Origin of the sequence: Paenibacillus sp. UASWS1643, assembly GCF_008693195.1 — a bacterium.
In the GTDB taxonomy this organism is placed as follows: Bacteria; Bacillota; Bacilli; order Paenibacillales; family Paenibacillaceae; genus Paenibacillus; species Paenibacillus amylolyticus_B.
On the sequence record NZ_VXKZ01000110.1, the window covers coordinates 195024 to 208192 of the forward strand.

The following is a 13169-nucleotide window of genomic DNA, read 5'->3' on the forward strand; positions in this document are numbered from 1 at the left end:
AGGTGTATTTCTCACGTGCACAAGTAACCTATTATGATGTTTAGGAATGATGGATATATGAATAGAGAGAATGAGCAAGTGCAATCCACCTCAGAAATGGGAAATGACATGGAGGTTCAAGACAAGGGAACTCCAGCAGAGATGGTCACAGTCAATTGGGATGTGCGCGTTTTATTGAGCAATGAGAATGATCATGAGTTGGGTAATATTGAATTGTTGGATGTGAAAAAGGGGAGCGCCGATCAACAGGCGCTCGTCGACTTGCAGGCTGCCGCAGCCTGCATTCGTCAAGGTCAGACGGTAGCCTTTCCGACCGAGACGGTCTATGGCCTGGGTGCTGATGCGCGTAGCACGGCAGCCGTGGAGGCTGTATTTGTCGCCAAAGGGCGACCTTCTGACAATCCACTGATCGTGCATATCGCGCACCGTGACCAGTTGGAAGCACTGGTCACGGAAGTGAATGAAACGGCGGAAGCGCTGATGGCGGCCTTCTGGCCGGGACCACTGACGCTGGTGCTGCCGGTTAGGCCGGGGGCGGTGTCCCCGCGTGTCACCGCCGGTCTGGACACGGTGGCCGTGCGCATGCCGGACCATCCGGTGGCCTTGCAGTTGATCGCGGCGGCGGCATGCCCTGTGGCTGCGCCAAGCGCCAACCGCTCCGGGCGGCCAAGCCCGACACTCGCAGCCCATGTGCGCGAGGATCTGGATGGCCGCATCGGCGGCATTGTGGACGGCGGCCCCACCGGGGTGGGCGTCGAGTCCACGGTGGTACAGGTCGGTGACGACGGTATCGTCACCATCCTGCGCCCTGGCGGCATTACGGCGGAACAACTGTCCGCCGTTGCCGCCCGTGTCGCCACGGACCCCGCGCTACTCGCGGAGGGGTCCGATGGCGTGGGCAGCCCGGCGCCGCGCTCGCCGGGCATGAAGTACACGCACTACGCACCCGCAGGGGCGCTGTGCGTGGTGGAGGGGCCGCCCGCAGCGGTGGCGGCCTGGACCAGCGCCGCCCTCGCAGAGGCGGCGCAGCGCGGAGAGCGCACCGCCGTGCTGGCGTTCGCCGAGCACGCGGAGCAGTACCGCGCCGATGCCGTGTTCTCGCTGGGAGACGCCAGCGAGCTGGAAGAAGCAGCGCGCCGGCTATACGCCGCGCTGCGCAGCTGCGATGAGCAAGGCGCCACATATATTGTGGCTGAAGCCTGCTCACGCGAAGGGCTGGGAGCAGCCGTCATGAATCGGCTGCTCAAGGCTGCGGGTAACCAACTCATCCAAGTTGGCGACCCGCAGCCCTCCTAAGCTCTCCTGATCATACAGTCAGGAGAGCTACGTACTCTTTTCCAAAACAAATCAATTAAAACATCTTATCCACCTGCACACAATCCAGCCTTATGCGTCATGGAGATGGAGTAATCCATCGCCGTTTGCCTTTCATCGGTCATGTTTAGGTCCTTGTCCGCATATCGTGTACAAGAACCTTTACGTGACTTGGGGGTATGGGGATGTGGGATGTGTCTGCCCATGTAGGGCAGTTGGTAACCATTTTGATCATGGCTGTTGCGCTGGGCCTTGATGCGTTCTCGCTCGGAATCGGAATTGGCATGAAGGGCATTCGACTGAGGGATGTATTGCGGATCAGTACAGTAACAGCGCTGTTTCATATCATCATGCCGCTCATCGGCATGTATATGGGCAAATACGTCAGCTCGCTGCTCGGTGACATTACGACTTATGCTGCGGGGGGATTGCTTGTTCTACTGGGTGGTCATATGATTCTGAATGCATTCCGCGAAGGTGATACCAAGCTGGTGAACCACCGTTCCCTGCTCGGCGTTGTTTTGTTTTCACTCAGTGTAAGTGTGGATTCATTTTCCGTTGGCGTTTCACTGGGAATGTTTAGTAGTAATCTGATTTTGACGGTCCTTGCCTTTGGTGTATGTGGCGGGGTGATGTCGGTAATGGGGCTGCTATTAGGCCGCCGGGTGAGTCAGAATCTCGGTGATTACGGCGAAGCTATTGGTGGCGCAATCTTGCTTGCGTTCGGACTTTTGTTTATATTCTAGAATAAAACGTGAGTAATCATATCATTCGCATCATATGTAAAATGGGGAGGCTAACACAATGAAACATATTTTATTCGTATGTACAGGAAATACGTGCCGCAGCCCCATGGCAGAGGGGCTTTTGCGAAAATTGGCATCGGAGCGCGGCATTCAGGTAGAGGTTCGTTCCGCAGGTGTGGCAGCAACATCGGGTATGCCGATCTCCCGTCATGCGGAAGCGGTGTTGAGAGATCATAACGTGGAAGGACCACCTCATTCCACACAACTTAGCTCCAATCTAGTAGGTTGGGCTGACTTGGTTCTTACGTTAACACGGAGTCACAAGCAACATGTCATGCAGGTTTTTCCCGAGTCCGTCCACAAAACCTATACATTAAAAGAGTATGTGGAGGATGATGAACAGGTATTAAATGATGTCCAGGAGTTGGACAGCCTGTTTGCTACGCTGGAGATGAAACGTGCCCTTGGGCAAGAGATCCTGGCATCGGAGCGTGAGCGAGCCATTGAGATCAGACAACGAATTCCGAGTTTCGACATCTCCGATCCGTTTGGGGGAAGTCGTGATGATTACAATATAGCTGCGGCTGAGATTCGGACTGCATTGGATCGGCTTTTGGATAAGCTGGGATAATTCTGATCCTGCGGGGCAGGTTATAGAAACAGGACACGTGATGTAAATTAACCGTTGATTTTAGACGCGGGTTGATTTATGATGAAGGGGAAAACAGGGATCCGGTGTAACTGGCGACGAAGTGGGCATAACCACGATGGAGCACCGGAACAAACGGCCGGTCGCCTGGGCAAAAGAGCAATTCTGCGTTACCCGCAGACTGCTCTTTTTTTCGTCTTTCATCTGATTATTCGCTATAATAGTACCTGAGATGCCGTGCAAGAATACGAAGACAGCCAAGAGAAAGCGGGCATGATTTTATCGGGAGGCGATGATAGGATGACTATAGAGTTAGATTCGGAACAACCCGGATTGCAAGAACAGACCGCATCCATTCTGCATGAACTGGCGCTAGCCGGACAGCTTGGACCTGGACAGATCGTTGTGATCGGTACAAGCACAAGTGAAGTCGCAGGCGAGCGAATTGGTACAAGTGGTGCCATTGAAGTGGCGCAGCAGCTTCTTGCGGGTATACGCGAGGTGCAGGAGGAGTTCGGTTTTGACACGGTATTCCAATGTTGTGAGCATCTGAACCGTGCGCTGGTAATGGAACGTTCTGTGCTTACTCGTCTTGGATTGACCGAGGTTGGTGCAGTACCCGTGCCCAAGGCCGGAGGTTCCATGGCATCCGCAGCATATCGTTCGCTGACCGATCCATGCCTGGCTGAACATGTGCAGGCCCATGCGGGACTGGACATTGGGGAGACGATGATTGGCATGCATCTCCGGCATGTAGCCGTACCCTATCGTACAGCGCTCCGTTATGTTGGAGATGCCCGTGTAACCACAGCGTTAACCCGTCCGAAGTTAATTGGCGGCGAACGCGCGGTGTATCGTATGGAAGAACAACCAGATTCGACATTTTGTGACTGATATCTTCAACCAATATAAAGCTAAATTAGACTTTACACGAAAACGGAGAGTGCAACACCAATCTGAAGAAGCAAAGCGTTCGCCTGAAAGCTTTCCGAAGGAAAGCTACATCGGAAGCATACGCTATTCCCGGATTATCCCCTTATTATAAGGGAGTTCAGAAAAATCCGGGGATAACAGCGATCAGAAGATGGTGATGCAATCGAAGTCAGGAGTGTAACCACTTAGTTTCGCTTTATAACTTTACTTATAAACTGGGAGGAATTTAATCATGGAACAATTGCGCAAGAATGACCCGGCAGTACTGGAAGCGATGAATCTTGAACTAAAACGTCAACAGAACAACATTGAGCTGATTGCATCCGAGAACATCGTAAGTGAAGCAGTAATTGAAGCATTGGGATCTGTTCTGACTAACAAATACGCTGAAGGATATCCAGGCAAACGTTACTATGGCGGTTGTGAGCATGTGGACATCGTTGAAGACATCGCACGTGATCGTGCAAAAGAATTGTTCGGAGCAGAACACGTGAATGTTCAGCCTCACTCCGGCGCACAAGCAAACATGGCAGTATATCTTGCAGCGTTGAAACCTGGTGATACTGTACTTGGTATGAACCTTGCCCATGGTGGACACCTCACACACGGTAGCCCGGTTAACGCATCCGGTTTGCTGTACAACTTCGTAGCATACGGCGTACAGGAAGATACATTCCTGATTGATTATGATGAAGTACGCAAAGCGGCTTTCAAACACCGCCCTCGTCTGATCGTTGCAGGTGCAAGTGCATATCCGCGTACCATTGATTTTGAAAAGCTGGCTTCCATCGCCAATGATGTAGGTGCTTTGTTCATGGTAGATATGGCTCACATCGCCGGACTGGTTGCTGCTGGTTTGCATCCAAACCCGGTTCCACATGCGCATTTCGTAACAACAACAACACACAAAACGCTGCGCGGACCTCGTGGTGGTATGATTCTGTGCCGCAAAGCATGGGCAGCAGCGATTGATAAAGCTGTATTCCCAGGTTCCCAAGGTGGACCTCTGATGCACGTGATTGCTTCCAAAGCCGTAGCATTTGGTGAAGCACTTCAACCTTCGTTCAAAACATATGCACAGAATGTCGTAAAAAACGCACAGGTTTTGGCTGAAACACTGATCGCTGAAGGATTGAACATCGTATCCGGTGGTACAGATAACCACTTGATGCTGATCGACACACGCAGTGTGAACATCACAGGTAAGGAAGCTGAGCATGTGCTTGATTCCATCGGTATTACCGTGAACAAAAATGCAATACCATTCGATCCTACTAGCCCGTTTGTAACGAGCGGTATTCGAATTGGTACACCTGCGGCAACTTCCCGTGGCATGAACGAAGAAGCGATGGTAGCGATCGGTAAGATCATTGCCAAAACACTGAAAAATCCAAAAGATACGGCGAAGCTGGATGAAGCTCGTGCAGAAGTGACTGCATTGACAGACCAATTCCCGCTCTATACCGACCTTAAATACTAAAAAACGTTGCTCATGCTGCTTTCTTTTGAGTTTTGATAAATTGGAATACAAAAGACGAAGCTGGCAGAATGCAACCGGAGAAGCGAAGCGCTCGCCTTTATGCCCTGATTTTCTCCTTTAATAGGAGGATTAAAAAAATCAGGGGATAACAGTGATCGAAGGTGCAATCTGTTTGCGGAGCATCACTTGTATTCATATTTTTCCCACTCAATGACATAACAGCATGAGCAAAACAGGACCGGATGGATCATTTTCCGGTCCTGTTTTTTATAGGATTCGGTATTCTGTAATGATTGGGTGCCCTTTGATGGTGTAATTCGTTGTTGGTGATGATATAATATACAGGATTTATCGAGCCCATGAATGGTGGCTAGGTATATTTGGAAATGCTGAACATGAAGAACTTACCGGAGGGACAAATTAGATGGGAAAATTAGTAATATGTGATCACCCTTTGATTCAACACAAACTGACGTTTATACGCGACATGCGTACGAATACGAAAGATTTTCGTGAATTGGTGGATGAAGTAGCAACGTTGATGGCTTATGAGATTACAAGAGATGTTGAACTGGAAACGATTGATGTACAGACACCTGTAGCTGCAACACAAGGTAAAGTCATCTCTGGACGTATGCTCGGACTGGTGCCGATTCTGCGTGCAGGACTCGGAATGCTGGATGGCGTTGTGAAATTGTTGCCAGCGGCAAAAGTTGGACATGTTGGTTTGTTCCGTGACCCGGAAACACTGCAACCGGTAGAATACTACACCAAACTGCCTACAGACGTGACAGAGCGTCAATTGATCGTAATTGATCCGATGCTCGCAACTGGCGGTTCGGCAATTGCAGCCATTGACGTGCTCAAAAAACGCGGCTGTACCCAAATCAAGATGATGAACCTGGTAGCAGCACCGGAAGGCGTCAAAGCTGTACAGGATGCACATCCCGATGTGGATATCTATGTAGCAGCACTGGACGACCGTCTGGATGATCATGGTTATATCGTTCCAGGACTTGGAGATGCAGGAGACCGTCTATACGGCACTAAATAAGCATATTTTCATGCTTGTAAGAGGTTCGGAACTTATAGAAAAGGGGCTTTGCTCGAATGTCCAACAAAATTAAAGTCATGACGATCTTCGGGGTGCGTCCGGAAGCCATCAAGATGGCTCCGCTTATTTTGGAATTGCAAAAACATCCCGAGTCTATTGAATCCATTGTTTGCGTAACTGCGCAGCATCGCCAAATGTTGGATCAGGTACTTGAAGTTTTCGACATTCATCCCGATTATGATCTGGATGTAATGAAAGACCGCCAGACATTGAACGAAATTACGATTCGTGTACTTGGTGGTCTGGAGCCGGTATTAGCTGAAGCTAAGCCGGATATTGTACTGGTTCACGGGGATACATTGACTACCTTTGTAGCGAGCTACGCAGCATTCCTGCAACAGATTCAGGTAGGGCATGTGGAAGCGGGGCTTCGGACGTGGAACAAGCTATCTCCATATCCGGAAGAGATGAACCGTCAGTTGACGGGAGTGCTGGCTGATCTACACTTTGCGCCTACGGATTGGTCTTCTTCCAATCTTGCCAAAGAAAATAAATCAGAGTCTAGTACGTATGTCACAGGCAACACGGTAACCGATGTGTTTCAATATACAGTACGGGAGGACTACACACACCCGGTACTTGATTGGGCCCAAGGCAAACGCCTTGTGCTGATGACAGCTCATCGCCGTGAATCTCAAGGCGAGCCTCACCGCAACATTTTCCAGGCCGTCAAACGGATTGCCGACGAATTCGAAGATATTGCCATCGTGTACCCGGTGCATCCAAGTCCTGCTGTGAAGGAGCCGGCTCACGCGATTTTGGGGAATCATCCCCGTATTCAATTAATTGATCCACTAGACGTGGTGGATTTGCATAACTTTTACCCGCATACTCACTTGATTTTGACCGATTCAGGCGGTTTGCAGGAAGAAGCGCCTTCGTTTGGTGTGCCTGTGCTCGTATTGCGCGATACAACAGAACGCCCGGAAGGTATTGAAGCTGGAACGCTGGAATTGGTAGGTACCGAAGAGGAACGTGTATATGAACGGACCAAAGCTCTGCTTACAGACGAAACACTGTATGCAAGCATGAGTCAGGCTGCCAATCCATACGGTGATGGACATGCTTCGGAAAGAATTGTCAATGCGATTTTGCACCATTTTGGTGTAAATAGTGAGCGTCCGGAATCATTTCACAGAAAATTCAAAAAATAATACTTTTTTTCTGACGGATTTATAAAGGGCATAGCATACAGTTAAACTGTACGGTTTACGCGGGTTTATGGGCTTTGAGGGTCTATATTCCCGTCGTTTTACCCTTTAAAACGCTAAAATCATTCAATTGACAAAGGCTCTCATCATTCAGTAAAATTAACTGGGATTGCAAGGGTGGCGTGGAAAATGGCCGATTCGAACAAACCAAATTCATCCCGTAACCATGACGATAACGTGTGGAAAGCAATGGGACTCGTGACAGCATTTGGGATCGAGATTGCCATTCTCGCTGTTGCCGGATATTACGCTGGCTCCTGGTTGGACAAGACCATCGGGGGTAACGGAATATGGATCGCCGTAAGCGTTCTCTTTTTTCTTGCGGCAGGCGGTGTAAGCATCTACTTTATCGCGAAAAAATTCATGGGGGAAAGTGATGAGTGAACTAACCAGATACCGCAGATCGATGACTGTTTTCATCATGTACTTTCTTATGATTTGTTTTCTCGCAGCGGCCTTTATGCCACGTGTGGAGACAATTGCTTTGGGACTGGCCCTGGGTACAGGAGTTAGCTGGATCAATGCATTTTACTTGGGCTACAAGGTAAGGAAAATGACTGATGATGCGGCAGAAGGTAACTTGAAGCGTGTGAACCTGGGATTTTTGACAAGAGCGGCACTTGCTGTGCTCGGTATATTCATATCGATGCGCTTTCCGCAGTACTTCAATACATATGCGGTTGCAGGCGGTCTCGTCATTGCACAATTTTCCTTACTCATTATAGGGATTATTAAGTCCCGCAAAGAAATTTGATTTTCAGGTGCTGCAGCTTTCAAGTCGAGAAAGGGGTGAGAAAAATATGCATGAAGCTCCAATTATTATGCTTGGCGGATTTCGACTGGATCTATCGGTTGTGTTGATGCTGGTTGTTACAGGTGCAATTGTTTTTATTTTTGCCGTACTGTCAACAAGAAGATTATCCGTTGAAAACCCCGGTAAGCTGCAAAATTTTATGGAGTGGGCCGTAGAATTCGTCCGTAATCTGATTTCCAGTACGATGGATATGAAGAAAGGTAAACATTTTATCTCTCTCGCTCTTTCCATGATCATGTTCATTTTTGTAGGGAATATGCTCGGGCTTCCGTTCCAAGCGGTAACTGCAGTGGACAGCGCAGAACAAGCGAAGGTGTTCGGTCAGCCGATTGTTACAGCGGTGGAGGCGTTTGAAGAAGCGCATGCCAAGAACCCGGAAGCGCATCCACACGTTGAACTCGCCTGGTGGAAATCACCGACAGCTGATTTGTCTGTAACGATGGGGCTTGCTCTCGTAGCGTTCCTTGTATCTCATGGACTCGGATTATTCCGCAACACCAGAGGGTATCTCAAGCATTACATCAAGCCATTCGCCTTGTTCTTGCCAATCAATTTGATTGAGACGGCATCGAAGCTGTTGACACACGGTATGCGTCTATTCGCGAATATCTTCGCGGGTGAGGTACTGATCTCAACGATTCTGAAGCTGACCACATTCAAATTGTTTGGTGCCATCGCAGCGATTCCGTTGCTAGTAGCTTGGCAGGGGTTTAGTATCTTTATCGGCGCGATCCAGGCATTTGTGTTTGTTATCTTGATGATGGTATACATTTCACAGAGCATCGAGACGCATGACGAGCATTAAGTTTCAAGCCCTACGAAGATTTCTTCATCAGGCTGAACAATAAAAAATACGATTTAACATTTTAAGGAGGATATACAAATGGGAGCAATGGCATTAATCGCAGCAGCAATTGTTGCAGGACTGGGCGCGTTTGGCGCAGGTATTGGTAACGGTATGGTAATCAGTAAAACGGTGGAAGGTATTGCCCGTCAACCGGAAGCAAAATCCACTCTTCAAACAACAATGTTTATCGGTGTAGGTTTGATCGAGGTAATGCCGATCATCGGTGTGGTACTCGCGTTCATGTTCTACGGTATGGCTTAATTAAATTTTAAAGGTTTGGCGGGGAAGGCCATAGCCATCCGCGCCTTCTTTTTAGGTAATGTCCGTTATAACGGATGACGTTTCAAGGATACCTCCAGGAAGGAGTGAACAGATTGAGTTTCATATGGGAAAATACGCTTCTTGCGATTGTTGCATTTGCAATTTTATATTGGCTGCTTAGCCGTTATGCCTTCGGGCCTTTGTTCTCCATTATGGAAAAACGTCGTGAACTCGTGATGACGCAGATGAATGAGGCTGCACAGACTCGGGAACAGGCCATTGCCTATGTGGAGGAACAAAAACAAGCTCTTGAGCAAGCACGTCAAGATGCTTACGACATCATTGAACAGTCCAAACAAACAGGTGGCAAACAAGCTGAATCGATTTTGGCTGATGCAAAAGCTGAAGCTAATCGTCTGAAAGACGATGCAGTACGCGAAATCGAGAGCGAGAAGAACAAAGCAGTCGCAGCACTTCGCAGCGAACTGGGTACAGCTTCCGTTCAGATTGCATCCAAGTTGATCAAAAAAGAAGTTGAGAACGGTCCTGCACAAGAAGAGCTTGTGAACCAATACCTCAATGAGGTAGGAGGCCGACAATGAGCCGCGATACGATAGTTGCCAAGCGTTATGCGAAAGCATTGTTCGAAGTTGCTCTTCAGCAACAGCAGGTGCTTGAGGTTGAACAGGAACTGGTTGCAGTAGTCAGTGCATTGACCGGAGATGCAGATATCGAGAAATTTATCGTATCCCCTAATATTTCTGATGAAGCCAAGCAGAACGTAATTCACTCAAGTCTTGATGGCAAGGTATCCGATTCAGTCCTTCGTACAGTCTTGTTGTTGATTGAGCGCGGACGCGTTGAATTGCTGGGAGACTTGCTGAATGATTATCGGAAGATCCAAGGTGAGTCGCTGGGCATCGCTGATGCGCGTGTCTATTCGACTTATGCGTTGAATGATGAAGAAAAAGAAGCGGTAGCCCGTGAATTCGGTGGCCGTGTGAATAAAAAGATTCGTATCGAGAACATTGTTGATCCGACTCTGCTGGGCGGATTGAAAGTCGCCATTGGCGATACGATCTATGACGGCAGCTTGGCTGGCAAGCTCGAACGTCTTGAGCAGTCTTTTAACAGACGAGTACAGTAGATTGGGGTGAGGACACTTGAGTATCAAACCAGAAGAAATCAGTACATTAATTAAGAGCCAAATCGAACAATACAAGACCGATATCGATGTAGTCGAAGTCGGAACGGTAATCGAGGTTGGTGATGGTATCGCTCGTGTTTACGGACTTGAGAACGTCATGTCCAACGAGTTGGTTGAATTCCCAAGCGGTGTTATGGGACTCGCCATGAACGTCGAAGAAAGCAATGTCGGTGTCGTTATCCTGGGACCTTACTACGATATTCGTGAAGGTGACCAAGTGAAACGTACTGGTCAAATCATGCAAGTGCCTGTAGGCGAAGCATTGATTGGACGCGTTGTGAACCCGCTCGGTATTCCTGTAGATGGCAAAGGGCCAATCGCTACAACGGAATTCCGTCCGGTTGAAGGTAAAGCACCAGGCGTAATGGATCGTAAATCGGTTCATGAGCCGATGCAAACAGGGATCAAAGCCATTGATGCAATGGTTCCAATCGGTCGCGGACAACGTGAGTTGATCATCGGTGACCGTCAAACAGGTAAAACATCCATCGCAATTGATGCGATCCTGAACCAAAAAGGCAGTGGCATGAAGTGTATCTACGTGGCTATTGGTCAGAAACAGTCTACGGTTGCTCAAGTTGTGGAAACTCTTCGTCGTAAAGGCGCAATGGAGTACACCATTGTTGTAACAGCAGCAGCTTCCGATCCATCACCACTCTTGTACATCGCACCGTATTCCGGTTGTTCGATGGGTGAGTACTTCATGTACAAAGGCGAGCACGTTCTGGTTATCTATGATGACTTGACCAAACAAGCCTCTGCATATCGTGAGCTTTCCTTGTTGCTTCGTCGTCCACCGGGCCGTGAGGCTTATCCGGGTGACGTCTTCTACCTGCACTCCCGTTTGCTGGAGCGCGCTGCGAAGCTGAATGATGAACTTGGTGGTGGTTCTTTAACCGCACTGCCGTTTATTGAAACACAAGCTTCCGACGTATCTGCATACATCCCAACGAACGTAATCTCCATCACGGACGGACAAATCTTCTTGGAAGCTGACTTGTTCAATGCTGGACAACGCCCGGCGATCAACGTAGGTATTTCCGTATCCCGTGTCGGTGGTTCTGCTCAGATCAAAGCGATGAAAAAGGTTGCAGGTTCCCTGCGTCTCGACCTCGCTCAATATCGTGAGCTTCAAGCGTTCTCCCAGTTCGGTTCCGATCTGGATAAAGCGACTCAGGCCCGCCTGAATCGTGGTGCACGCATGATGGAAATCCTGAAGCAAGGTGTTAACCAGCCTCTGCCTGTAGAACAACAGGTAGTCAGCTTGTACACTGCAGTTAAAGGATTCCTGGATGAAATTCCAACAGGTGATGTTACTCGTTTTGAGCGTGAGTTCCTCGCGTTCATGGAGAGCAGCCATCCGGAGATTCTTGCATCCATCCGTGATACTAAAGAATTGACTGCAGACAACGAAAATGCACTGAAAGGTGCAATTGAGAAGTTCAGAAAGAGCTTTGCTGTCTCTGTCTAAATAAATGATTGCAGGTGCGGAGTTGTCTAACCGATTCCGCATGTCTGCATGTAATACTTTGACTCTGTCAAAAAAGATGATGCTTACGATGTAGTTTTGACTCTGTCAAAACTAGTGGGGATGCTTACGAAGTAACTTTGACTCCGTCAAAGTAGGGTTGTGCTTACGATGTAGTTTTGACTTTGTCAAAACTTTAAGGTGGTGAAATCATGGCAAAAGGCATGCGCGAAATTAAGCGGCAAATTAAAAGCGTACAAAGCACCAAGCAGATCACCAAAGCAATGGAGATGGTAGCTGCTGCAAAACTGCGTAAAGCGCAGGAAAAAGCGGAAGCAGCCCGTCCTTATTCGGAGAAACTGAAAGAAGTTGTAGCGAGTATTGCATCAAGCACCCAAGGCATACAGCACCCGATGCTGGAGAGCCGTCCGGTCAAAAAGACTGCTTACCTGATCATTACATCGGACCGTGGTCTTGCAGGTGGATACAATGCGAACGTTTTGCGTCAGGTTAATCAGACGCTCAAAGAGCGCCACAACTCCCAGGATGACTACGAATTGTTCGTCATTGGACGTAAAGGACGCGATTACTTCAGACGTCGTGAAATTGCGATGGCATCCACAACAACGGATCTGTCGGATTCGCCTTCATTTGCAGATATCAAATCCATCGCACACGAAGCTGTTCATGGGTTTGAACTGGCTGAATTTGATGAATTGTACATTTGTTATAACCGCTTTGTGAATGCGTTGACCCAGATTCCTACGGTAGAAAAACTTCTTCCGATGGAAACACCTGAGGTAACTGCTGCGGAAGGACCAACGGCAAGCTACGAATACGAGCCGTCTGCTGAGGCTGTACTGGAGGTTCTGCTTCCGCGTTACGCGGAAACGCTGATCTATGGTGCGCTTCTGAACGGTAAGGCAAGTGAGCTGGGCGCGAAAATGACGGCAATGGGTAATGCAACCAAAAATGCATCCAAACTCATTAACGACTTGTCATTGACCTATAACCGTGCCCGTCAAGCGGCGATTACGCAGGAGATTACGGAAATTGTGGCAGGTGCCAACGCAGCACAAGGCTAACCGTTTTTTATTAATGAAGGCTTGCAGAGCAAAGATAAAC

Annotated in this window: 15 protein-coding genes and 1 riboswitch; all 15 genes read left to right on the top strand. The window is 48.7% G+C overall.

Features of this window, described 5'->3' with window-relative positions; all coding sequences use genetic code 11:
* Positions 1-96: 96 nt before the first annotated feature.
* The 15 genes from FE296_RS17835 (at position 97) to atpG (ending at position 13129) form a co-directional block, all read left to right on the top strand.
* On the top strand, positions 97-1296 hold the full coding sequence (locus FE296_RS17835) for an L-threonylcarbamoyladenylate synthase (RefSeq protein WP_411860587.1): 1200 nt from the start codon (positions 97-99) through the stop codon (positions 1294-1296).
* 203 nt (positions 1297-1499) lie between these two features.
* Complete coding sequence (locus tag FE296_RS17840) at positions 1500-2060, top strand: manganese efflux pump MntP (RefSeq protein WP_150365846.1); 561 nt, start codon at positions 1500-1502, stop codon at positions 2058-2060.
* Positions 2061-2118: 58 nt separating this feature from the next.
* Entirely contained in the window at positions 2119-2691 is a 573-nt protein-coding gene (locus tag FE296_RS17845) for a low molecular weight protein arginine phosphatase (RefSeq protein WP_150365847.1), read from the top strand.
* Positions 2692-2787: 96 nt separating this feature from the next.
* A riboswitch (ZMP/ZTP riboswitch) is annotated at positions 2788-2869 on the top strand.
* 140 nt (positions 2870-3009) lie between these two features.
* Positions 3010-3603: a TIGR01440 family protein gene (locus FE296_RS17850; RefSeq protein WP_145324433.1), complete on the top strand. Its 594-nt coding sequence runs from the start codon at positions 3010-3012 to the stop codon at positions 3601-3603.
* A 271-nt stretch (positions 3604-3874) separates the two neighbouring features.
* Positions 3875-5122, top strand: a complete 1248-nt coding sequence (locus FE296_RS17855; protein ID WP_165980299.1) for a serine hydroxymethyltransferase — start codon at positions 3875-3877, stop codon at positions 5120-5122.
* 424 nt (positions 5123-5546) lie between these two features.
* Positions 5547-6176 (top strand): uracil phosphoribosyltransferase, encoded by a 630-nt coding sequence (gene upp, locus FE296_RS17860; RefSeq protein WP_017691929.1) that lies wholly within the window; start codon positions 5547-5549, stop codon positions 6174-6176.
* Positions 6177-6232: 56 nt separating this feature from the next.
* The gene (gene wecB / locus FE296_RS17865; RefSeq protein WP_145324431.1) at positions 6233-7390 is read left to right on the top strand and encodes a non-hydrolyzing UDP-N-acetylglucosamine 2-epimerase; all 1158 of its coding nucleotides are present in this window, start codon (positions 6233-6235) and stop codon (positions 7388-7390) included.
* 186 nt (positions 7391-7576) lie between these two features.
* On the top strand, positions 7577-7831 hold the full coding sequence (locus FE296_RS17870; protein WP_024632723.1) for an AtpZ/AtpI family protein: 255 nt from the start codon (positions 7577-7579) through the stop codon (positions 7829-7831).
* Positions 7824-8201 (top strand): ATP synthase subunit I, encoded by a 378-nt coding sequence (locus FE296_RS17875; RefSeq protein ID WP_150365848.1) that lies wholly within the window; start codon positions 7824-7826, stop codon positions 8199-8201. Before FE296_RS17870 ends, FE296_RS17875 begins: the two co-directional genes overlap by 8 nt.
* A gap of 46 nt (positions 8202-8247) precedes the next feature.
* Complete coding sequence (gene atpB, locus FE296_RS17880) at positions 8248-9066, top strand: F0F1 ATP synthase subunit A (protein ID WP_150365849.1); 819 nt, start codon at positions 8248-8250, stop codon at positions 9064-9066.
* Positions 9067-9144: 78 nt separating this feature from the next.
* Positions 9145-9369 (top strand): F0F1 ATP synthase subunit C, encoded by a 225-nt coding sequence (atpE, locus tag FE296_RS17885; RefSeq protein ID WP_150365850.1) that lies wholly within the window; start codon positions 9145-9147, stop codon positions 9367-9369.
* Between the two features lie 113 nt (positions 9370-9482).
* A complete protein-coding gene (gene atpF / locus FE296_RS17890; protein ID WP_036612568.1) occupies positions 9483-9971 on the top strand; it encodes a F0F1 ATP synthase subunit B in 489 nt (162 codons plus the stop codon).
* Positions 9968-10516, top strand: coding sequence for a F0F1 ATP synthase subunit delta (locus FE296_RS17895; protein ID WP_036612565.1), 549 nt, complete (start codon positions 9968-9970; stop codon positions 10514-10516). Before atpF ends, FE296_RS17895 begins: the two co-directional genes overlap by 4 nt.
* 16 nt (positions 10517-10532) lie before the next feature.
* A complete protein-coding gene (gene atpA / locus FE296_RS17900; protein WP_047840700.1) occupies positions 10533-12047 on the top strand; it encodes a F0F1 ATP synthase subunit alpha in 1515 nt (504 codons plus the stop codon).
* Between the two features lie 209 nt (positions 12048-12256).
* Entirely contained in the window at positions 12257-13129 is an 873-nt protein-coding gene (gene atpG, locus FE296_RS17905) for an ATP synthase F1 subunit gamma (RefSeq protein ID WP_036612560.1), read from the top strand.
* Positions 13130-13169 lie beyond the last annotated feature (40 nt).